This is a genomic window from Stenotrophomonas maltophilia (assembly GCF_047782825.1).
Lineage (GTDB): Bacteria > Pseudomonadota > Gammaproteobacteria > Xanthomonadales > Xanthomonadaceae > Stenotrophomonas.
In genome coordinates this window covers 1220087-1240327 of the sequence record NZ_CP180589.1, presented here as the reverse complement: position 1 = coordinate 1240327, position 20241 = coordinate 1220087, and the positions used below count along the sequence as shown (strand labels likewise).

Here is a 20241-nt window from a genome sequence, read left to right as displayed (position 1 = left end):
CCGGTTGAACCGCGGCGGATACGGGTGGCGATGACAGGGTTGCAGGTGCAGGGCGGCGTGGCTGTGTAGATGCGGCAAGTACCGCGTCAAGACGGTGGGGATGGCCGATGGCTGCGCCTGCGGTAGAGCACGGCTTTGTTGCGCCCGCCATGCTTGGCGCGGTACAGCGCCTTGTCGGCCTGGCGGATGGCCAGATCCGGGTCGGCCTGGGTTTCGGGAAAGTGGCTGACGCCGGCGGAAATGCTGACGTGCCCGACCGTGGGGAAGGGATGGGCTTCGACCACGCTGCGCAGGCGCTCGGCCACCTGCAGCGCGGTTTCGGCGCTCACTTCGGGCAGCAGGGCGAGGAATTCCTCGCCACCCAGGCGGCACAGCACATCCTGCGGCCGTGCGTTGCTGCGCATGCACTGGGCGATGCCGGCAATGACCTGGTCGCCCACGTCGTGGCCGTGCTGGTCGTTCACATCCTTGAAGTGGTCCACATCCAGGGTGATCACACCGAACGGCACGCCCGAGGCGGTGAGTGCGCTGAGCGCGCGTTCCAGCCCGCGCCGGTTGAGCAGGCGGGTGAGCGGATCGGTCAGCGTGGCCTGGTCGAGGATGCCGATACGCTCGCTCAGGTTGCGGAAGCTGACCAGCACGGCCTGCTTCAGGTGCGCGGCTTCGTAGTACCACGCGTTCACCGCCTTGACCTGGGTGATGGCCGTGCCCAGATCGCGGTCCTGCGTGTGTTCGGCCAGCAGCCACAGCGGCGTGGCGATGCGCCGCGAGCACAGCCAGATCAGCAGCAGCGACAGCACGCCCAGCGGTGCGGCGTTGCGCAGCACGGTGGCCATCAGGCTGCCCAGCGGGGCCACGGCGGCATCGATGGGGCGCTGGGCGACGATGCCCCAGCCGGCGGCGGGTACCGGCGCGAAGCCGGCCAGCATGTGCACGCCGTGGCGGTTGTGCGAATGCAGTGCCCCGGCGCGGCCCTGGCTGATCGCATCCACGGCGGCGTTGCGGGTGGCGGGCTGACCAACGCGGTCGGGTTCGGGGTGGTAGAGCAGGGTGCCGTCGCGGGCGACCACGTACAGATATGAACCGTCTTCGTAGGGATGCGTGCCGAGCAGGGAATGCAGCACGTTGGGGTCGCGCAGGTGGATCGAGGCGGTGATGTAGCCGGCATAGTCGCCGTTGGCATCGAACACCGGGTGGGACAGGGTGACGACCAGGTTGCCGGTGTGGGCGATGAACGGATCGCTCACCATCGGCACGCGCTGCTGCAGGGCTTGCCGGTTGGCCGCACTGGTCAAGGCCTTGCCCTGCAGTTCCGGCAGGGCGGGCGAGGCGCCAGCGACCACGCCCTGTGCATTCACCGAAATCACGCTGTTGAAGGCATCGGTCTGCTGTTTGATGCGATCCACCTGCTCATCGTGCGCGCTGGGGTCGCCCAACTGCCGGCTGAGGCGCTCGGCCCCGACCGCCAGCTGCTGCTGGGCGTTCAGCACGAAGTGCTGGGTGGTCTGCGCCAGCGAGTGCGCGTACACCCGGTTGGCCTCCAGGCTCTTGTCGATCAGTTGCTGGCGTTGCACCTGGTGGCTGGCCCACAGCGCGTTGCCCAGCATCACCAGTGCGGACAACGCTGCCAGCGCCAGGATCAGGCGCTGCAGGTTCACCTGCCGAATCGGTCCTTTCACCACGCGCCCCCTGGCAGCTGGTAGGCGCTCAGGTTACTGCCGGGGGTGCATGCTGACTGTGCGCACGGTCTTCATCCGCATCACACGCGGTGTCACGCTGTGGGGGCATCAGACCCGGCTGCCGGTGGCGGCGCTGTCGGTGGACTGGCTGAGTGCCTGCCACTGGTCGATGCGCTGGGCCATGGCATCCAGCTTGGTGCGCACCCGTTGCAGGGCATCACTGCCCAGCAGCAACTGGCTGGGCGGGGTGGGGCTGTCGATCACCTGCAGCATGGCCTGCGCGGCCTTCACCGGGTCGCCCAGCTGGTGGCCGCTCTTGGCCTGGCGCGCGCTGCGGATGGGATCGAACAGGGCGTCGTAGTCGTTGATGGCGCGCGCTGCACGCACCATCGAGCGCCCGGCCCAGTCGGTGCGGAAGGAACCGGGCGCGACCGCCGTAACGTGGATGCCGAACGGCGCGACCTCTTTGCCCAGCACTTCGCTGATGCCTTCCAGCGCGAACTTGCTGCCGCAGTACCAGGCGATGCCGGGCATTGTGATGAAGCCGCCCATGGAGGTGATGTTGAGGATGTGGCCACGGCGGCGTGCGCGCATGTGCGGCAGCACCGCCTTGATCAGTGCGGCAGGGCCGAACACGTTCACCTCGAACTGGTGGCGCAGTTCGTCCAGCGTGGATTCTTCCAGGATGCCTTCGTGGCCGTAGCCGGCGTTGTTGACCAGCACATCGAGCGCGCCGATATCGGTTTCGATGGCGCTGACCAGTGCGTCGATGGCGTGGGCGTGCGTCACGTCCAGCAGTCGGCCGAAGGCACGGCCGGGCGCCAGGGTTTCAAATTCGCTGCGTGCGGCGTCGTTGCGTACGGTGCCGACCACGCGGTGGCCGGCCAGCAGTGCCTGCTGGGCCAGGGCGCGGCCGAAGCCGCTGCTGACACCGGTGATGAGGAAAAGGCGGGATGCGGTCATGGGGCAGGGCTCGTAACAGGGGCTTGCACGTTAGTGCTTGAGCACAGGGCCGCCCAGGCCTAAGCTTCGCCCGTTCTTGCCTATTCCTATGAGGCGCTGATGCTGACTGATGACAGAACGCTGCCGCAGGCGCAGGCGCGCATGGTGGAACGGCTGCAGGCGCTGGCGGTGGAAGAGGGCTATACGCTGACCGCGCTGCCGGGCGTGCGCCTGCTGCGTTCGAACCGGCCGCTGGCGCGCACGCCAGTGCTGTACGACCCGGGCATCGTGATCGTCTGCCAGGGCGTGAAGCGCGGTTACCTGGGCGGGCAGACCTTCCAGTACGACGCGCAGCATTATCTGGCGGTATCGGTGCCGGTGCCGTTCACCATGGAAACCGAGGCCACGGCGGAGGCGCCGCTGCTGGCGATCTACCTGCACCTGGATCTGCAGGTGGCCGCCGATCTGCTGATTGAGCTGGGCGAGCATGCAGGCACAGGCCAAGCCCCTGCGCAGAGCATGATGGCCAGCCCCATGCAGGGCGCGATGCAGGCCACCGTGCTGCGCCTGCTGGAAGCACTGTCCGATCCGCTGGAAGCGGCGGTGCTGGGTCCGGCGCTGGTGCGCGAGCTGTATTTCCGTGTGCTGACCGGCGCGCAGGGCGCGGCCATGCGCGAGGCGCTGGCGATGCGCGGGCGCTTCGGGCGCATCGGCAAGGTGCTGCGGCATATCCACGCCGCGTACCCCACGGCGCTGGATGTGGATGCGCTGGCGGCCGAGGCGGAGATGAGCGTGGCCACCTTCCACGATCACTTCCGCAGCATTACCGGTACCTCGCCCATGCAGTACGTGAAGTCCACCCGGCTGCACCAGGCGCGGCTGCTGATGCTGCGGCAGGCGATGACGGCCGAAGCGGCATCGCTGGCGGTGGGCTATGCCAGCCCCTCGCAGTTCAACCGCGAGTTCAAGCGGCTGTTCGGGCTGCCGCCGGCAGCGGAGGTGGCGCGCATGCGGCGCAGCTTCGCGTTGCCCCCGGCGCCGGTGGATGCGGTGTACGTGTCATCGCATTGAGCGCGGCGGGGCGGGCAGGCTGCTGCCCCGCCCAACGCGGAAAAATGGGGGCGCAGCAGCGAGGCAAGCAGCTCCATGCCGGGGCTGGCCAAGCGGGCCCGGCAACCGAGCTCGTCCCACTGGGCATTGACCAGGCCCGAGACCACGGTCTGCCCGGTGTCGACCCGGGTCATCGCCCAATAGGGCACCGCGCGGGTTTCGACAGTGGTGTCCAACAGCTGCAGCAGCGTGTGGTGCGAGCGGCTCTGGTGGATGCGACGGATGACGGTATCCAGGCCGTCGGCTGGGCCCTCCAGATACTGGAAGACCTGCTGCCCACTGATGAGCAATGCCCCGGTGACGCCTGCCACACGGTTGAAGGACGCCGACTGGGAGACAATTTCGCGGATCTTTTCGTCGGGCAAGCCCGCCGACATATGGCTGGAATAGGCAAACGCACGGAGCATGGAAGGGATTCGTTTGTGACGTGCGTCACTATACGGACCGACCTGAAGTGAGGCGTGAGGCCTTGCTCACGTGCTGAATGGGCTTGCGATGCCGCGATGCGTCTTGACGGCGGCGTCGGCCGATATGCCGTAGATTGGCGCTGACCGTCTCACTTTGTGCAGCGGGCCGGATGCCCCTGGGTGCTACGACTCCCGCTTTCCACCAGGAATTGAAGTGCAACCCCTTTGTCCCATGTTTCCCCGCGCTGCAGGTGCTGCGGCCGAGCGAGTGCGTTCCCACGACTGGTCCTCAACCCCGCTTGGCCCTCCCGCCAAGTGGCCGGCGTCGCTGCGCTGTGCGGTGGAGCTGATGCTCAACTCGCCCGAGAGCATGTACCTGGTGTGGGGGCCAGAACTGATCTTCCTGTTCAACGATGCCTATGCGCCGATCCTGGGGCCGCGTCTGGACCATGCGATGGGCGCGCCGTTGCGTAGCCTGTGGGCCGACGCTTGGCCAGCGGTGCGCGAGCCGATCGAGCAGGCGTTCGCCGGGCAGGGCTCGCGGTTCGAAAATGTGCCGGTGGCGATGAGTCGCTATGGCGTGCCGGAGGATACCTGGTGGACGTTTTCGTTTTCCCCGCTGTACGGCGAGGATGAACAGGTGGCCGGTGCCTTCTGCGTAACCAAGGAAGTGACCGGCATGGTGGTGGCGCAGGACCGGCTGGCGCGCGAGAACGAGCGGCTGATCGCGCTGTTCGAGAAATCCCCCCTGTTCATGGCATTCCTGGCCGGGCCGGAGCACCGCATCGAGCTGGTCAACCCTGGCTATGCCAGCCTGATCGGGCACCGCGAGGTGATCGGCCGACCCATTGTTGAAGCCCTGCCCGAAGTGCTGGACCAGGGCTATCTGCATCTGCTCGATGAGGTCTACCGCACAGGTGAGCCGTATATCGGGCGCAAGGTGGCCTATGACAGCGGCATCGAGCAGGCCGGCAGCGGCCCGCGTATCGTCGATGTGGTGTTCCAGCCGTGCAAGGATGACACCGGGCGGGTCAACGGCATCTTTGTACAGGGGCTGGACCTGACACCGCAGGTGGCACTGGAACGGCACCTTTCGCTGACCGAGGCGCGCCACCGGCAGATCATGGACAGTGCCCGCGACTACGCGATCATCGCCTTCGATACCGATGGCCTGATAACGCTGTGGAACCGCGGCGCGGAGAAGATTCTGGGCTGGCATGAGGCGGAGGTGCTGGGCCGCCATGGTGAGGTGCTTTACCTGGCCGAAGACCGCCAGGCAGGCCGCTTCCGCTACAACATGGACCAGGCGCTGTTGAGTGGCGGATTGAGCGGTGAGCGTTGGTTGCGCCAGCGCGACGGCGGCCGTTTCTGGGCGCATGGCTCGATGACGGTACTGCGTGGCCATGAAGGCGAAGCCGTGGGCTACGTGGTGGTGTTCCGCGACCGCACCGCTGAACGCCATGCATCAGAGGCATTGGTGCAGAGCGAACGGCGGTTGGGTGCGCTGGTATCGGCCGCGACGCAGTCGCTGTACTCGATTTCTGCGGACTGGCAGCAGATGCGACTGATCTACCGCCAAGACCAGGCCGCAGATCCGCGCGATGGTCCGGGCAGCTGGCGCGAGCAGCTGATCCACCCTGAAGACCGGGAGGCGGTGGATGGTGCCATCGAGGCAGCGCGTGGGACGGGTACGGCGTTGGAGGTCGAGCACCGCACCCTGCTGCCCGATGGTGCGGAGCGATGGCTGCAGATGCGCGCGGTGCCACTGCAGGATGAGCACGGGCAAGTGAGCGAGTGGTTCGGGGCAGCGGCCGACATCACCGACCGCCGCATTGCCCAGCAACGTCTGCAACAGCTGACCCTGACACTGGAAGAGCGGGTACAGGCGCGCACGGCGGAGTTGATGGCCATGGAGGAGCGCTTGCGGCAGGGGCAGAAGATGGAATCGCTGGGCCAGTTGACCGGCGGCATTGCGCACGACTTCAACAACATGTTGACTGCCGTTTCGATGGGCCTGGAACTGCTGGAGCTGCGGGTGGGGCAGGGGCGCACGGACGGTCTGGAGCGCTACCTGGAGATGGCCCGCGGCGGCGCGGATCGGGCTGCAGCGCTGACCCAGCGCCTGCTGGCTTTTTCGCGGCGGCAGACGCTGGCGCCCTCGTCCGTGCACGTTTCGTCGCTGGTGAGCGGCATGCTGGATATCCTCAGCCGCTCCATCGGCCCGTCGATCAGCATCGAAGCGCGGTTGCAGGGCAGCGGCGACGATGTGCTGGTGGATGCCCCGCAGTTGGAGAATGCCCTGCTCAATCTCTGCATCAATGCCCGTGATGCCATGCCGGAGGGCGGAACGCTGGTCATTTCCTCCGACACAGAGGCGGTGGTGGGGCCGCGCAGCGAGCAACTTGGATTGCCCGCAGGGACGTACGTGCGCCTGTCCGTGCGCGACACCGGCACGGGCATGGATGCCAACGTGCTGGACAAGGTGTTTGAGCCGTTCTTCACCACCAAGCCGATCGGCCAGGGTACTGGGCTGGGGCTTTCGATGATCTACGGGTTCACCCGGCAATCGGGCGGACAGGTGGACGTTGAATCGGCACCCGGCCAGGGAACCACGATCAGCCTGTACCTGCCGCAGACCAGCGCCGCACCGGCTGTCGCCGCCGCCGCTGCGGTGACGGGTGCTGCGGGCACCCTGGCCATCCAGGGCCGCGCCGTGCTGCTTGTCGAGGATGAAGCATCCATCCGTGCACTGGTGCGCGATGTCCTGTGCGCGCAAGGCCACCGCGTGACCGAAGCGGCCAATGGGAGTGAAGCGCTGGCTCTGCTGGCAACAGGCCAGGCCTTCGATCTGCTGGTGACCGATGTAGGCCTGACAGGTGCACTGAACGGGCGACAGGTTGCCGATGCAGGCCGACAGACGCGTCCGCTGCTGCCCGTCCTGTTCATCACCGGCTACGCCGCGTTCGCGGCGGTAGGCGGCGAACACCTTGAACCGGGAATGGAGATCCTGACCAAGCCGTTTTCAACCGTGGAACTCGAGCGGCGTGTGGAGCGGCTGCTGGCGGGCGACGTCAGATCGTCGAATGCACCGACTGCAGAAGCTCCTGCAGCGTGAACGGCTTGCGCAGCAGTGGGATGTCGCGCGGCACGAACTGCGGATCACCCGCGCGCAGTCCGGAATAGCCAGTGACCAGCAGGACGCGAAGTGCTGGATCCTGCGTCATTGCGTGACGGGCAAGCTCGCACCCGTTCATTCCCGGCAGGCGGATGTCTGAGATGAGCAGGTCGAACGAATCTGCGGTGGCCAGTGCGTCGACGGCGGTCTCCGCATCGCCCACGGCGGTGATCTCGTATCCACTTTCCGATAGCACGTCCTGGGTGAGCTCGCGGATGGCTGTGTCATCTTCGACGAGGAGGATGCGCTGTGTACTGGATACGGTCACTGGGGGAATTCTGTTTGCATGGGTGGGGACTGCAGCGGGTGCCGAAGCCCCCGGAGGAGGGCATCGGACCATCGCGCCGGGCGTGCGGCGCGCTCCCTGCGGTTCAGTCATGCGGTTCAGTGGCGGGCGTCGTCCTTGGCCTTGCCCACGGCGCTCTGCACCTTGCCCACGCCCTTCTGTGCCTTGCCTTCAAGTTCCTGGGTCTTGTTGCCGGTGACCTTGCCAACCACTTCCTTCACCGTGCCCTTGACCTGGTTCTTGGCACCGTCGGTACGATTCTTGTCCATTGCAGAACACCTCTCTGTAATGCCCGGGGATGGGCGATCTGATCCTGCGTTGGCGCCGGTGTTGCGCTGGTGAATAAAGTGGTACGGCCATCTTCACCTGCGGCGCTTTCCGGCCAGCGGCAGGCGCTACCGGCCTGGGCCACGGAACTGCCGGTCACGCCGCAGTAGGCCCCGCAGGCTTGACAGGGTGCCTACCTACTAGTAGGTTTGAAGCATGAAAGATTCATTGTCGCCCAAAGCCCTGGAAATCCTGGCCCATGCCCGTTCGCTGCTGGAAGCCGGTGGCTACAACGGTTTCAGCTATGCCGACGTGTCGGCGCGGGTGAACATCAGCAAGGCCAGCATCCACCATCACTTCCCCAGCAAGGCCGATCTGGTGCGCACGGTGGTGGTGCTGTACCGGGCCGAGGCGCGCGAGGGCCTGGCACTGCTGGACCGGCAGCTGGGCGACCCGCTGCAGGAGCTCAACGCCTACGTGGACTACTGGTCCAGCTGCATTGCCGGCGGGACGTCATCGTTCTGCATCTGCGCGATGCTGGCCGCCGAGGCGCCGATGATTCCAGAGGAGATTGCCGACGAGGTGCGCGGCCACTTCGAGGATCTGAGCGGCTGGCTGACCCTCACCCTGGAAAAGGGCGCGGCGCAAGGACAGTTGCACCTGCAGGGTTCTGCAGCGGATGAAGCCCGCGCCTTCATGTCTTCGGTGCATGGCGCGATGCTGGCTGCGCGTGGTTTTGGTGATGCGGCCACGTTCGCGGCGCTGGCGCGGCTGGCCATCGCGCGGGTAAGCGTGGCGGCCTGAATGTTGTGTGGTGGGCCTGCGGAAGCGCGGGCCTTCTTTTTGTCTCTTATGCCTACCTACTAGTAGGTTCATTCAATTTGCGGAGTCTTCCATGGCACACCCTCTTTCCACCCTTGGCGCGATCCATACCGCTGTGAGTCTGGTTCCGGTCCTGGCCGGGCTGTACGGCTTCATCCGCCACCGCGCGATCGATCCGGCCACGCGCTCGGGCAAGCTTTACCTGGTCGGCCTGTTGCTGTCGGTGGCCACCGCGTTCACCGTCTCCAGCACCGGCGGGCTCAACCCGGGCCACGCCTTCGGTGTGATCGTGCTGCTGATCGCCTTCGGCGGCGTGCTGGCGGCGCGGCTGCGCTTCCTTGGCCGTCTGGGGCCGTATCTGTCCACGTTTGCGCTGTCTTTCAGCTTCCTGCTGTCGCTGGTGCCGGGCACGAACGAAACGCTGACGCGCCTGCCGGTGGGCCACCCGATTGCGGCCGCGCCGTTGGCACCGGTGGTGCTGCAGGCGCTGCTGTGTTGCGCGGTGCTGTTCCTGGTCGGGTTCGCGGCGCAGTGCTGGCGGATCCATACGCGCGCTGCGCGCAGCTGAGCGCGGCGATCAGCACCCCACCAGGCGATCGGCACTGAGTGCACCGCGATGCTGGCTGCGGTACTCGGTGGGGCTGGCATCGACCAGCCCACGGAAATGGCGGCGGAAGGATTCCTGCGAACCAAACCCGGCCTGTTCGGCCACCCACTGCAGCGGGCGGTCGGTGGTTTCCAGCAGCTCGCGGGCGAAGGCCACGCGTTCGCGGTTGAGCCAGTCGATGGGGGACAGGCCGGTGGCTTCCAGGAACTGGCGCTGCAGGGTGCGCTGGCTGAGCGCGGCCTGTTCGGCCAAGCTGCCCAGCGAATGGGCTTCGCGCAGGTTGTGGCGCATCCACTCCATCAGCCTTGCCAGCCGCGTGGGTTCGCCATTGGGAATGGCGCGGCTGACGCGTTGGCTGCGCTCGGCATCGCGCCAGGGCGCCAGCACCAGCCGCTCGGCCACCAGGTTGGCCACCCGCGCGCCGTAATCCTTGCGCACCATGTGCAGCATCATGTCCATGCCGGTGGCCGAACCCGCAGACGTGATGATGTTGCCGGTGTCGACGTAGAGCACGTCCTCGCGCACGTGGATGCGCGGGAAGTCGCGCGCCAGCGCCTCGGTCAGGCGCCAGTGCGTGGTGGCCTGGCGACCATCCAGCAGACCGGCCCAGGCCAGCACGAATGCCCCCGAGCAGATCGATGCGATGCGTGCCCCACGTGCGTGGGCGCGGGTGAGCGCATCCAGCAGGGCCTGCGGTGGGCGTTCGCTGGGTTCGCGCCAGCCGGGGATGACGATGATGTCTGCATCGTCAACCGCGTCGAGCGGGTAGGGCAGCTGCACCTGCGCGCTGCCGAGCATGCGCAGCGCACCGGGTTCACCGGCGCACAGCTGGGTGCGGTACCAGGCCACGCCCAGTTCCGGGCGGATGGGCGCGAACAGGCCCACCGCGCAGCCGAACTCGAACAGACCCTGGCCGTGGCAGGCCACGATGGCGACGGTAGGCGCGGCAGGGTCTATGGGCATGGCCTGATGCTACCGAGGCGGCCGCGCTGCGCGCAGTGGCGTGCGGGCATGTGCAGATGCCGGCGGGGTATATGGCATGGGGTCGGATCCCGTCCGCCGGACGGGCTCTGACCCCGCACCTCGACTGGCCATGCAGCGGGGTCAGAGCCCTTCCTTCGGAAGGGATCCGACCCCTGGCATCCCCCCTTGCGTAAGGTCATTACCAGCGGTCATGTGGCTGGCCGGATATGACGGTTGGGTGACGCGATATCGGCTGTTGCGCCGGGCGCGTGGGTCTTTGAATGGGGCTGTGTCTCCGGCCCACCCCCACGAGCCCCCATGCCTGCCGCCCACACGCCTGTCCTGACATCCCTTGCTGTGCTGATCGCCGCCGCACTGGCCACGACCAGCGCCCATGCCGCCGAAGCGGATGCCGATGCGCCATCCAGCACCAGCACGGCCAGCTCGGCCACCCTGGCTGCCTCCACCCTGGATGCGGTGGTGGTGACCGGTTCGCGTACCAGTACGCGCACGGTCAAGAACAGTTCCACGCCCATCGATGTGATTTCCGCTGAAGACCTGGCCGCCACCGGCCAGGCCAATCTGCTGGAAGCGCTGCAGCGCAGCCTGCCTTCGCTCAGCCAGATCGGTGGCTACCAGAGTGACCAGGAAAGCCTGATCCGCGGCTACCAGCTGCGCAATCTGTCGCCGGGCTACACGCTGGTGCTGGTGAACGGCAAACGCCGCAACGCCAGTGCCTATGTCAGCGGCGCCAACGGCGGTGGCTATCCCGGCCATGCCTGGGCCGATCTGGCGCTGATTCCGGTGGCGGCCATCGATCATGTGGAAGTGCTGCGCGATGGCGCGTCGGCCATCTACGGCTCCGATGCGATCACCGGCGTGGTCAACGTGATCCTGAAATCGCAGGCGCACGGTGGCGATGTATCGGTTGAAAGTGGGCAGAGCATCGATGGCGATGGCTCGCGCACCAGCGTGCGCGCCAACGTGGGCCTGCCGTGGGGTGAGGATGGCTTCGTCAACTTGTCCGGCGAAACCACGCGCCAGCACCATGCGATCCGTACCCGCCGCTATATCGATGGCTACCTGAGCTATCCGGCGGTGGATGCCAGCGGCAATCCGGTGGCACTGCGGCCGAACAACCGGCTGCCGGCCGGGGCATCGCCGAACCCCGCCGAGGCCAGCCGCGATGCCGAGGCCAATACCATCCTCAGCTCGCCGTCGTACGCGATGAAGGCGTTTGCATTGAATGCCGGCCATGGCGTGGGCGACAGCGCGCAGTTCTATGCCACCGCCACCGCCAGCGACCGCACCGCGCAGGCCATCCAGAACTTCCGTCTGCCGGCCACCATCTTCACCACCTACAAGGCCCCGGGCGTGCTGGCCGTGTTTCCCGATGGCTTCCTGCCGGTGCTGGAAACCAAGGAAAAGCAGTACACCGGCAGCGCGGGGCTGAAGGGGCAGCTGGCAGGGTGGGACTACGATGCCAGCGTGACCGGCAACCGCAGCACGGTGCGCACCTATACGCGCAATTCGGTGAACTACTCGCTGCCGTACCCCGGTTCGCCCACCGATTTCTACGACGGCAAGCTGGACTACCAGCAGGGCATCGCCAACCTGGATCTGCGCCGTGGCTTCGAGGTGGCTGCGTTGGCATCGCCGCTGGAAGTGAGCGCCGGGGCCGAGTACCAGCACGAGCAGTACCAGCGCGGTGCCGGGCAATGGGAGTCGTACACCGGCTTCGGCGCGGCGGCGTTCGTGGGCTATTCCACCGCCGATGCGGTGAAGGCCACGCGCAACAGCAAGGCGGTGTACGTGGGCGCGGCCAGCAACATCACCTCGCGCTGGTACCTGGATGCGGCCGCGCGCTGGGAAGACCATTCCGATTTCGGCAGTGTCTCCACTGGCCGCCTGACCACGCGCTTTGATTTCACCGATGCGCTGGGTGTACGCGCGACCGTCAGCAACGGCTTCCATGCGCCCAGCCTGGGCGCGCAGTACTACCAGGCGACGGGAAGCTGCCCCTGCGGCACCACGCTGGTGGCGCAGGTGTCATCGCCGGCCGCGATCGCGCTGGGGGCCACCCCGCTGAAGCCGGAGAAGGCCACCAACTACAGCCTGGGCGTGACCTGGGACCCGAGCCCGGCCTTCCATCTGGCGGTGGATGCCTACCAGATCGACATCCGCGGGCAGCTGGGCCAGTCCAGCCAGATCGGCTACAACGCGCAGGACCCGGCGCGCATCACCGACAACAGCGGCACGGTGCTGACCGCTGCGCAGAAGAACACCATCGACGCGCTGCTGGGCTCGGCCGGCATCAGCATCCTGCAGGGCGATGCGTTCTATGCGAGTTACTTCACCAACGTGGGCGACACCCGCACCCGCGGTGTGGAACTGACCCTGGAAGCGAACCAGGACACCGCGTGGGGCAAGCTGCGCTGGAGCTATGCGGCCAACGTAGGCCGTACCACCATCCAGAAGGTCAGCGCGATTCCAGCGGCCCTGCAGGGGCTGCCGAACATCAACCTGCTGACCAGATCCAGCGAGTACGCGCTGCGCTTCCGCACGCCCAGCTATACCCAGGTGGCGGGGCTGGGCTGGCAGAACGGGCGTTGGCGGTCGAATCTGGATTTCACCTACTACGGCCCGATCAAGCGCCTGAACAACGGCGTGGAATACAAGCAGCCGCCGGTGCTGGTCACCAACCTGTCTGCTGGCGTGGAACTGGGCGCCGGCTGGAGCGCGGGGCTGGGCATCAACAACGTGCTCGACAAGCGCACCCGCAAGGTGCCCGAGTACGCGCGCAGTGCCACCGATGTGGCCAGCATCGAGACCACCTGGGATACCGGTGATGTGCTGAGCACGGTGGGGGCGTTCTGGTATGGGCGGGTCAATTACCGGTTTTGATCGAAGGGCAGTCGAGCATGGCTCGACTCTACAGAAGAGCGGTAGTCGAGCATGGCTCGACGCTACAGACGGAGGTTTGCATGTCATCTGCATTGAGGGTGGTTGCGTTGGTGGGCTCGCCGACCAGTTCGGCAACGTCGCGTACGTTGCTGCTGGTGCGGCATCTGCTGGAGGCCCTGCAGCAGCACCTGCACGCCAGCGTGAGCCTGGTGGAACTGGCGCCGATCGCGCGTTCGCTGGGGCAGTCGCTGTCGCGCACGGAGGTGGAGCCTGAGGTGGAACAGGCGCTGGCAACGGTGGAGTCGGCCGAGCTGCTGGTGGTGGCTGCGCCGGTGTATCGCGGCTCCTATCCGGGTCTGTTCAAGCATCTGGTGGACTTCATCGACCTTGAAGCGCTGGTGGATGTACCGGTGCTGCTGGCAGCGACCGGTGGCAGCGAACGCCATGCCCTGGTGATCGACCACCAGTTGCGGCCCTTGTTCAGTTTCCTGCAGGCGCACACGCTGCCGATCGGGGTGTATGCCACGCCGGCTGATTTCGACGGTGCGCAGATCAACAGTGCAGCGCTGCAGGCACGCATCGGCCTGGCCGCCGAGCGTGCGGCCGGTCACCTGGCACTGCAGGACGCAGTGGTACCGGCACCGCTGCGGCGCATTGCCTGAGCGCGGCGGCATAACCGGCAGCGCTTTGCTTATCGCCAAGGCGCATCTGCATGGCCGGATCTGACCGCTGATTGTCGCGCACGGGTGCAGTGGCAGCGGCTGGCTTCTCTAGCATCGATATCGACGCGGCACTGCACGGCCGCACCCGATGAGGACGACCCCGTGGCTGTAGACGAAACGCGCAAACCCATCCTGTTCCTGCTCGACCGCGAATTCGAGGACGGCCAGTTGCCCGGCCAGCGCTTCTTCTGCCGGCACAGCCTGTTGCTGGAAGGTGCGCTGTCCAGCATTGATGGCCTGGGCACGCAGTTGGACGTACGCCGGATCGGCTTTGCCCGGCCGCGCCGCGAAGTGATCGCCGAGATAGGCGAACAGGACCAGTCGCTGCCCAAGCTGGTGCTGCCGCAGGGCGTATGCAGCGAACACGCCAACGGCAGCCACCAGGACCGGCAGTACGTATCCGGTGCCGAACCGATCCTGGCCGCGCTGAATGGGTTGCTCGGCATCCCCGTGGCCCATCCCTGAGCGAGGACACGCGCATGAGTTACCTGATCAGCGTATTGGACAAGAGCCCGGTGGCCGAAGGCAGCGCGCCCGAGCAGGCGCTGCGCAACAGCCTGCAGCTGGCGCAGCGTGCCGAGCAGCTGGGCTACCACCGCTACTGGTTTGCCGAACACCATGCCGCGCCGACCCTGGCCAGCCCGGCACCGGAGGTCCTGGCCGCCTGGGTGCTGGCGCAGACCCGGCGCATCCGCATCGGCAGTGGCGGGGTGATGCTGCGCCATTACGCGCCCTACAAGGTGGCCGAGAACTTCAACCTGCTGGCGGCGCTGGCGCCGGGGCGCGTGGATCTGGGCGTGGGCAAGGCGCCCGGCGGCCTGCCGGCATCCACCGCGGCACTGGCCGCTGGCCGACCGGCCTTCGCCGATTTCGATCAGCAGCTACGTGATCTGGAAGGCTATCTGTCCGGCACACGCGACGATGCACAGGCGCGGCCGGTGCCGCAGGCGGCGCCGGAGCGCTTCCTGCTGGGGGCCAGCCCGCAGAGTGCGCGGCAGGCGGCCGAGCTGGGCTGGCGCTTCGTCTATGCGGCGCACTTCGATGGCGATCCCCACCACATCGAAGCCGCGTTCGAGGCCTATCGCACGCTGTCTGCGCAGCCGCCCCTGCTGGCCACCGTAGCGTTCGCGGCCCCGACCGCTGATGCCGCCGCGCGGCACATCGGTGCGCTGCGCGTCTACAAACTGCACCTGGGGCCGGGGCAGACGGTGAACCTGCCCAGCCCCGAAGCCGCGGCCGAGTATGCGCGTCAGGTGGGCGTGAGCGACTTCCGCATCGAGGAAACCCGTCCCAGCGTGCTGTCCGGTGATGCCGCGCATGTGCGTGGCGAGCTGGACGCACTGCACCGGCGCTTCGGCGTGGGTGAATTCGTCCTGGACGCGCCGGTGGCCGACCTGGATGCACGCCTGACATCCCTTGAACTGCTGTCGCCCGCACCGCGCGCGGCGGTGGCCTGACCAGCAGGAGCGACCCCCATGAGCACGACCCCGCGCCACATTCCGTTCGGCATCATGCTGCAGGGCCCCGGCAGCCACATGCATGCCTGGAAGCATCCGTCCAACCCGACCGACGCCAGCGTCAACCTGCAGTTCTACATCGACATCGCGCGTACCGCCGAAGACAACGGCATCGCCTTCGGCTTCGTGGCCGACGGGCTGCACATCAACGAGAAGTCGATCCCACACTTCCTCAACCGCTTCGAGCCGATTTCGCTGCTGTCCGCATTGGCCACGGCCACCAAGAAGATCGGTCTGGCCGGGACGCTGTCCACGTCCTACAGCGACCCGTTCACCGTGGCCCGCCAGTTCGCCTCGCTGGATCTGCTCAGCGGCGGCCGCGCAGGCTGGAACGTGGTGACCTCGCCGCTGGAAGGTTCGGGCCGCAACTACGGTCGACCGCACCCGGAACACGCGCTGCGCTATCAAATTGCCGATGAGTACCTGGAGGTGGTGCAGGGCCTGTGGGATTCCTGGGATGACGATGCCTTCGTGCGCGAGCGCGAAAGTGGCACCTTCTTCGCACCGCAAGCGTTCCGCCGCCTGGACCACAAGGGGCGCTTCTTCCAGGTGGAAGGCCCGTTGAACATCCAGCGCTCGCCACAGGGCCAGCCGGTCATCTTCCAGGCCGGTTCGTCCGATGATGGCATCGCGCTGGCCGGCAAGTACGCCGATGCGGTGTTCACCCATTCGCCTTCGCTGGAAGAAACCCGCGCGTTCACCCAGAAGGTGAAGAATTCGGCCATTGCCCATGGCCGCAGCGGGGGCGATGTGAAGATCTTCCCGGGCATCGGCCCGATCGTGGGGCGCACGGCGGAAGAGGCGGAGGCGAAGTACCAGGCCATCGCCGCGCTGGCCAGCCTGGACGATGCGCTGGCCTACCTGGGGCGATTCTTCGACCACCATGATTTCAGCCAGTACGATCCGGATGCGCCCTTCCCGGAACTGGGCGACATCGGCAGCAATTCCTTCCGCTCCACCACCGACCGCATCAAGCAGGATGCGCGCGAGCAGGGCCTGAGCCTGCGCCAGGTGGCGCTGCAGGCAGTCAGCCCGCGGCCGAACTTCATCGGCACGGCCGAGCACGTGGCCGATGAACTGATCCGCTGGTTCGATGCCGGTGCCAGTGATGGCTTCATCCTGGGCTTCGCCGCGCAGCGCGAGGGCTTGGACGATTTCGTGACCGGTGTGCTGCCGATCCTGCAGGCGCGCGGCTACCACCAGCGCGAACTGGTCGGCCAGACCCTGCGCGACCACCTGGGGCTGCCACGCAAGGCCAGCCGTTACAGCAACGACGCCGAACCGGCGCGGAAGGCAGGGTAGGGCAATGAGTGGAGACACTTCGGCAGCGCCGGGCCATGCCAGGCGGCACGATGAAACGACCGGCGTGCTGCCACAGATCGCCGCGCGTGCCGACGAAGCCATCGCGATCCGCCACGATCTGCACCGGCACCCGGAACTGGCGTTCGAGGAGCACCGCACCAGCGCCCGCGTGGCCGAACTGCTGCAGCAGTGGGGCTATACGGTTACCACCGGCGTAGGCGGCACCGGCGTGGTCGGCACGCTGCAGCGCGGGCAGGGCAGCCGACGGCTGGGCTTGCGCGCGGACATGGATGCGCTGCCGATCCACGAGGAATCCGGCCTGGCCTATGCCAGCCAGAACGAAGGCCTGATGCATGCCTGCGGGCATGACGGGCACACCACCATCCTGCTGTCGGCCGCACACTATCTGGCCCACCACGGGCGCTTCAACGGCACCCTGCAGCTGGTGTTCCAGCCGGCCGAAGAGACCGGCTCGGGCGCCTCGAAGATGATTGAAGACGGGCTGTTCGAGCGCTTTCCGGTGGATGCGATCTACGGCCTGCACAACTGGCCGGGCGTGCCGGTGGGCCACTTCGGTTTTGTCGATGGACCGGCAATGGCATCGGTGGACTGGGCACGGCTGAAGGTGATCGGCAAGGGTGGCCACGGCGCCGAACCGCAGGGCAGCGTCGATCCCATCCTGGTGGCCGCGCATATCATCACCGCGCTGCAGAGCGTGGTGTCGCGCAATGTCGATCCGCGGCAGATGGGCGTGGTGACCGTCGGTTCGATCCATGGCGGGCAGGCGGCGAATGTGATTCCCGATGTGGTTGAGCTGAAGCTGACCGTGCGTGCCTACCTGCCGGAGGTACGCGACACGTTGCGCCGTCGGGTGACCGGCATCGCCGAACAGACCGCTGCTGCCTTCGGTGCGCGCGCGGAGATCGAGTTCCCGCGGGGCTTCCCCAGCGTGATCAATCACCCGCAGCAGACCGCCTACATCCGCGAGGTGGCGCGGCAGGGCTTTGGTGCCGATCAGCTGGTGCCGGAATTCGCGCCGCGCACGGCCAGCGAGGACTTCGCCTTCCTGCTGCAGGCGCGGCCGGGCAGCTTCGTCTTCGTTGGCAACGGTGACAGTGCGCCGCTGCACAGCCCGCGCTACATCTTCAACGATGCAGCCATTGCCCCGGCGGCCAGCCTGTGGGCGCGGCTGGCCGAACACTACCTGGTGGAGGACGCAGCATGAGCGTGCAGTCCGGCAACGAGCGTTTCCTCTACACCTCGGTGGATGACCCGCTGGCGCGGCCGCTGTTCGATGGGTTGGAGCAGGAGTACGACAGCCGCTATGCCGATGTGCGCCGGCGCATCGGCGGCAGTGCCCGCGAAGAGCTGCAGCGCTACCCGGCGCAGGCCTTTGCTGCACCGGTGGGGGCGTTCGTACTGCTGCTGCGCGAGGGTGTGGCGATTTCCGGTGGTGCATTCATGCCGCATCGCGATGCGGACACCGCCGAGTTCAAGCGCATCTGGACGCTGCCCGGGCTGCGGCGCCAGGGCATCGCCCGCCGCGTGCTGCAGGAACTGGAAGACCAGGCCGCACGCCAGGGCTATCGCCGCGTGTTCCTGACCACCGGCTTCCGCCAACCCGAAGCCGTAGGCCTGTACCTGAGCCATGGCTACACCGCGCTGTTCGACCTGCAGGCCGATCCGGAAACCGTCGCCCACCTGCCGTTCGAGAAACACCTGCATGCCCCGGCACCGGTATCGGTGGCAGGCGCTGCACTGCATTACGGAGCGCATGCATGAGCACCCCATCGACCGCGCTGGACGGCATTGCTGCCCGCGCATCCGCCACCGCCACGCCGGCTCTGAAGATCGTGCCGGCACGGCACCCGCTGCAGACGGTGGGCACGGTACTGGCGCTGGCGCTGATCCTGATCGCGCTGCAGTCGGTGCTGGGCAACCCGCGCTGGGGCTGGGGTACGTTCGCCGAATGGTTCTTCGCGCGCCCGGTGCTGGAAGGGCTGGGCCGCACCCTGCTGCTGACCGCGCTGGGCACGGGGCTGGGCTTCGCACTGGGCACGCTGCTGGCGCTGGCCCGCGTCTCGGGTTCGCCGCTGCTTTCGGCGGTGTCGTGGGGCTATGTCTGGCTGTTCCGTTCGATTCCGCTGCTGGTGCTGTTGCTGCTGCTGAACAACCTGGGCTACCTCTACAGCACGATTGAGCTGGGCGTGCCGTTCACCGGCATCAGTCTGTTTTCCTACCCGACCACCCAGCTGATCGGCGTGTTCACCGCAGCGGTGCTGGGGCTGACGCTGAACCAGGCGGCGTTCTCGGCCGAAGTGATCCGTGGCGGCATCCTGTCGGTCGACCACGGGCAGTACGAGGCAGCCGCGGCGCTGGGCCTGCCGCGCGGTCGCCAGGTGCGGCGGATCATCCTGCCGCAGGCGATGCGCTCGATCCTGCCGGCCGCCTTCAACGATGTGATCGGCCTGGCCAAAAGCACGTCGGTGGTCTATGTGCTGGCGCTGCCGGAACTGTTCTACACCGTGCAGGTGATCTACCGCCGCAACCTGGAAGTGGTGCCGCTGCTGATGGTGGCCACGGTCTGGTATCTGGTGATCCTGACCGCGCTGTCGCTGCTGCAGCGGCGGGTGGAACAGCGCTTCGCACGCGGCCAGCTGCAGCGCGAGCGCAGCGTGTCGCGGGTGTCGCTGCCGCGGCCCGGCGTGGATGCGGCCGCGCGCGTGGCCAGCCGCCCGCGCATTGCAACGCCGGTCGAGGCCGGGCAGGGCGCAGCGGTGTCGCTGCACGGCGTGGGCAAGGTGTTCGGCGAACAGGCGGTGCTGGAGGATGTGGATCTGGACCTGCGCGCCGGCAGCGTGACCGTGCTGATCGGCCCGTCCGGTGCCGGCAAGTCCACCCTGCTGCGCCTGATCAACCATCTGGAACGCGCCGACAGCGGCTACGTGACCGTGGGCGGCCAGCTGATCGGCTACCGCCGTGATGGCGAAACGCTGTATGAGCTGCCGGAACGGGAGATCCGCCGGCGTCGTGCCGAGGTGGGCATGGTGTTCCAGGGCTTCAACCTGTTCCCCCACCTGACCGTGCTTGAGAACATCATCGAGGCACCGATCGCGGTGCGTGGCCTGCCGCGTGCGCAGGCCGAACAGCAGGCGCGCGCCCTGCTGGAGCGGGTGGGTCTGGCCGACCGGGCCGATGCGTTCCCGCGCCAGCTGTCCGGTGGCCAGCAACAGCGCGTGGCCATTGCCCGCGCGCTGGCACTGCAGCCCAAGGTGCTGCTGTTCGACGAGCCGACCTCGGCGCTGGACCCGGAGCTGGTGGCCGAAGTACTGAGCGTGATTGAAGAGCTGGCCAGCTCCGGCACCACCCTGGTGATCGTGACCCATGAGCTGGGCTTCGCCCGCCGCGTGGCCGATCACGTGGTGATGATGGACCAGGGGCGGGTGATCGAGCACGGCAGCCCCGAAGCGCTGTTCGAACGGCCACGCCAGCAGCGCACCGCCGATTTCCTGGCCAAGACCCTGTAATCCCCCAAGGA

At 67.2% G+C, this 20241-nt stretch carries 17 protein-coding genes and 1 pseudogene; 12 read left to right on the top strand and 6 right to left on the bottom strand.

Features of this window, described 5'->3' with window-relative positions; translation table 11 throughout:
- Positions 1 to 86: 86 nt before the first annotated feature.
- Positions 87 to 1679 (bottom strand): diguanylate cyclase, encoded by a 1593-nt coding sequence (locus ACM2ZB_RS05700; RefSeq protein WP_416057801.1) that lies wholly within the window; start codon positions 1677 to 1679, stop codon positions 87 to 89.
- A gap of 108 nt (positions 1680 to 1787) precedes the next feature.
- Entirely contained in the window at positions 1788 to 2642 is an 855-nt protein-coding gene (locus ACM2ZB_RS05695; RefSeq protein ID WP_416057800.1) for an oxidoreductase, read from the bottom strand.
- Between the two features lie 99 nt (positions 2643 to 2741).
- Between ACM2ZB_RS05695 and ACM2ZB_RS05690 the strand changes: the two genes are divergently transcribed.
- The gene (locus ACM2ZB_RS05690) at positions 2742 to 3692 is read left to right on the top strand and encodes an AraC family transcriptional regulator (RefSeq protein ID WP_416057799.1); all 951 of its coding nucleotides are present in this window, start codon (positions 2742 to 2744) and stop codon (positions 3690 to 3692) included.
- Between the two features lie 182 nt (positions 3693 to 3874).
- Here the strand turns inward: ACM2ZB_RS05690 and ACM2ZB_RS05685 are convergent.
- Positions 3875 to 4138 (bottom strand): annotated as a pseudogene (locus ACM2ZB_RS05685) (BLUF domain-containing protein); the annotation flags it as partial.
- A gap of 232 nt (positions 4139 to 4370) precedes the next feature.
- Here ACM2ZB_RS05685 and ACM2ZB_RS05680 point away from each other — a divergent pair.
- On the top strand, positions 4371 to 7253 hold the full coding sequence (locus ACM2ZB_RS05680) for a PAS domain S-box protein (RefSeq protein ID WP_416058625.1): 2883 nt from the start codon (positions 4371 to 4373) through the stop codon (positions 7251 to 7253).
- On the opposite strand, the gene ACM2ZB_RS05675 is transcribed toward ACM2ZB_RS05680, so the two are convergent.
- Positions 7210 to 7581, bottom strand: coding sequence for a response regulator (locus ACM2ZB_RS05675; RefSeq protein WP_416057798.1), 372 nt, complete (start codon positions 7579 to 7581; stop codon positions 7210 to 7212). The genes ACM2ZB_RS05680 and ACM2ZB_RS05675 overlap by 44 nt on opposite strands.
- 116 nt (positions 7582 to 7697) lie before the next feature.
- Complete coding sequence (locus ACM2ZB_RS05670) at positions 7698 to 7868, bottom strand: CsbD family protein (protein WP_416057797.1); 171 nt, start codon at positions 7866 to 7868, stop codon at positions 7698 to 7700.
- Between the two features lie 214 nt (positions 7869 to 8082).
- Here ACM2ZB_RS05670 and ACM2ZB_RS05665 point away from each other — a divergent pair, with 214 nt between their 5' ends.
- Positions 8083 to 8670 (top strand): TetR/AcrR family transcriptional regulator, encoded by a 588-nt coding sequence (locus tag ACM2ZB_RS05665; protein WP_416057796.1) that lies wholly within the window; start codon positions 8083 to 8085, stop codon positions 8668 to 8670.
- Between the two features lie 91 nt (positions 8671 to 8761).
- Positions 8762 to 9256, top strand: a complete 495-nt coding sequence (locus ACM2ZB_RS05660; protein ID WP_416057795.1) for a hypothetical protein — start codon at positions 8762 to 8764, stop codon at positions 9254 to 9256.
- A 9-nt stretch (positions 9257 to 9265) separates the two neighbouring features.
- On the opposite strand, the gene ACM2ZB_RS05655 is transcribed toward ACM2ZB_RS05660, so the two are convergent.
- A complete protein-coding gene (locus tag ACM2ZB_RS05655; RefSeq protein WP_313439792.1) occupies positions 9266 to 10258 on the bottom strand; it encodes a helix-turn-helix domain-containing protein in 993 nt (330 codons plus the stop codon).
- A 318-nt stretch (positions 10259 to 10576) separates the two neighbouring features.
- On the opposite strand from ACM2ZB_RS05655, the gene ACM2ZB_RS05650 reads away from it, so the two are divergent.
- The 8 genes from ACM2ZB_RS05650 to ACM2ZB_RS05615 all read left to right on the top strand — a co-directional run bounded on the left by ACM2ZB_RS05650 (position 10577) and on the right by ACM2ZB_RS05615 (position 20230).
- A complete protein-coding gene (locus tag ACM2ZB_RS05650) occupies positions 10577 to 13162 on the top strand; it encodes a TonB-dependent receptor plug domain-containing protein (RefSeq protein WP_416057794.1) in 2586 nt (861 codons plus the stop codon).
- Positions 13163 to 13242: 80 nt separating this feature from the next.
- Positions 13243 to 13824 (top strand): FMN reductase, encoded by a 582-nt coding sequence (msuE, locus tag ACM2ZB_RS05645; RefSeq protein WP_416057793.1) that lies wholly within the window; start codon positions 13243 to 13245, stop codon positions 13822 to 13824.
- Between the two features lie 162 nt (positions 13825 to 13986).
- A complete protein-coding gene (locus ACM2ZB_RS05640) occupies positions 13987 to 14349 on the top strand; it encodes a DUF3088 family protein (RefSeq protein WP_416057792.1) in 363 nt (120 codons plus the stop codon).
- 14 nt (positions 14350 to 14363) lie between these two features.
- Entirely contained in the window at positions 14364 to 15341 is a 978-nt protein-coding gene (locus ACM2ZB_RS05635; protein ID WP_416057791.1) for an MsnO8 family LLM class oxidoreductase, read from the top strand.
- A gap of 18 nt (positions 15342 to 15359) precedes the next feature.
- Positions 15360 to 16703, top strand: coding sequence for an LLM class flavin-dependent oxidoreductase (locus tag ACM2ZB_RS05630; protein ID WP_416057790.1), 1344 nt, complete (start codon positions 15360 to 15362; stop codon positions 16701 to 16703).
- A 4-nt stretch (positions 16704 to 16707) separates the two neighbouring features.
- Complete coding sequence (locus ACM2ZB_RS05625) at positions 16708 to 17928, top strand: M20 aminoacylase family protein (protein WP_416057789.1); 1221 nt, start codon at positions 16708 to 16710, stop codon at positions 17926 to 17928.
- Positions 17925 to 18485 (top strand): GNAT family N-acetyltransferase, encoded by a 561-nt coding sequence (locus ACM2ZB_RS05620; protein WP_313439813.1) that lies wholly within the window; start codon positions 17925 to 17927, stop codon positions 18483 to 18485. The genes ACM2ZB_RS05625 and ACM2ZB_RS05620 overlap by 4 nt, the downstream gene beginning before the upstream one ends.
- Positions 18482 to 20230 (top strand): amino acid ABC transporter permease/ATP-binding protein, encoded by a 1749-nt coding sequence (locus ACM2ZB_RS05615; protein WP_416057788.1) that lies wholly within the window; start codon positions 18482 to 18484, stop codon positions 20228 to 20230. The genes ACM2ZB_RS05620 and ACM2ZB_RS05615 overlap by 4 nt, the downstream gene beginning before the upstream one ends.
- The last annotated feature ends 11 nt before the right edge of the window (positions 20231 to 20241 follow it).

What these genes read in the sequence shown, in the direction of transcription:
- ACM2ZB_RS05680 (WP_416058625.1), top strand. Translation starts at nt 4,371, where the DNA reads ATGTTTCCCCGCGCTGCAGGTGCTGCGGCCGAGCGAGTGCGTTCCCAC.
- ACM2ZB_RS05690 (WP_416057799.1), top strand. Translation starts at nt 2,742, where the DNA reads ATGCTGACTGATGACAGAACGCTGCCGCAGGCGCAGGCGCGCATGGTG.
- msuE (WP_416057793.1), top strand. Translation starts at nt 13,243, where the DNA reads ATGTCATCTGCATTGAGGGTGGTTGCGTTGGTGGGCTCGCCGACCAGT.
- ACM2ZB_RS05620 (WP_313439813.1), top strand. Translation starts at nt 17,925, where the DNA reads ATGAGCGTGCAGTCCGGCAACGAGCGTTTCCTCTACACCTCGGTGGAT.
- ACM2ZB_RS05635 (WP_416057791.1), top strand. Translation starts at nt 14,364, where the DNA reads ATGAGTTACCTGATCAGCGTATTGGACAAGAGCCCGGTGGCCGAAGGC.
- ACM2ZB_RS05665 (WP_416057796.1), top strand. Translation starts at nt 8,083, where the DNA reads ATGAAAGATTCATTGTCGCCCAAAGCCCTGGAAATCCTGGCCCATGCC.
- ACM2ZB_RS05650 (WP_416057794.1), top strand. Translation starts at nt 10,577, where the DNA reads ATGCCTGCCGCCCACACGCCTGTCCTGACATCCCTTGCTGTGCTGATC.
- ACM2ZB_RS05655 (WP_313439792.1), bottom strand. Translation starts at nt 10,258, where the DNA reads ATGCCCATAGACCCTGCCGCGCCTACCGTCGCCATCGTGGCCTGCCAC.
- ACM2ZB_RS05670 (WP_416057797.1), bottom strand. Translation starts at nt 7,868, where the DNA reads ATGGACAAGAATCGTACCGACGGTGCCAAGAACCAGGTCAAGGGCACG.
- ACM2ZB_RS05625 (WP_416057789.1), top strand. Translation starts at nt 16,708, where the DNA reads ATGAGTGGAGACACTTCGGCAGCGCCGGGCCATGCCAGGCGGCACGAT.
- ACM2ZB_RS05630 (WP_416057790.1), top strand. Translation starts at nt 15,360, where the DNA reads ATGAGCACGACCCCGCGCCACATTCCGTTCGGCATCATGCTGCAGGGC.
- ACM2ZB_RS05695 (WP_416057800.1), bottom strand. Translation starts at nt 2,642, where the DNA reads ATGACCGCATCCCGCCTTTTCCTCATCACCGGTGTCAGCAGCGGCTTC.
- ACM2ZB_RS05660 (WP_416057795.1), top strand. Translation starts at nt 8,762, where the DNA reads ATGGCACACCCTCTTTCCACCCTTGGCGCGATCCATACCGCTGTGAGT.
- ACM2ZB_RS05615 (WP_416057788.1), top strand. Translation starts at nt 18,482, where the DNA reads ATGAGCACCCCATCGACCGCGCTGGACGGCATTGCTGCCCGCGCATCC.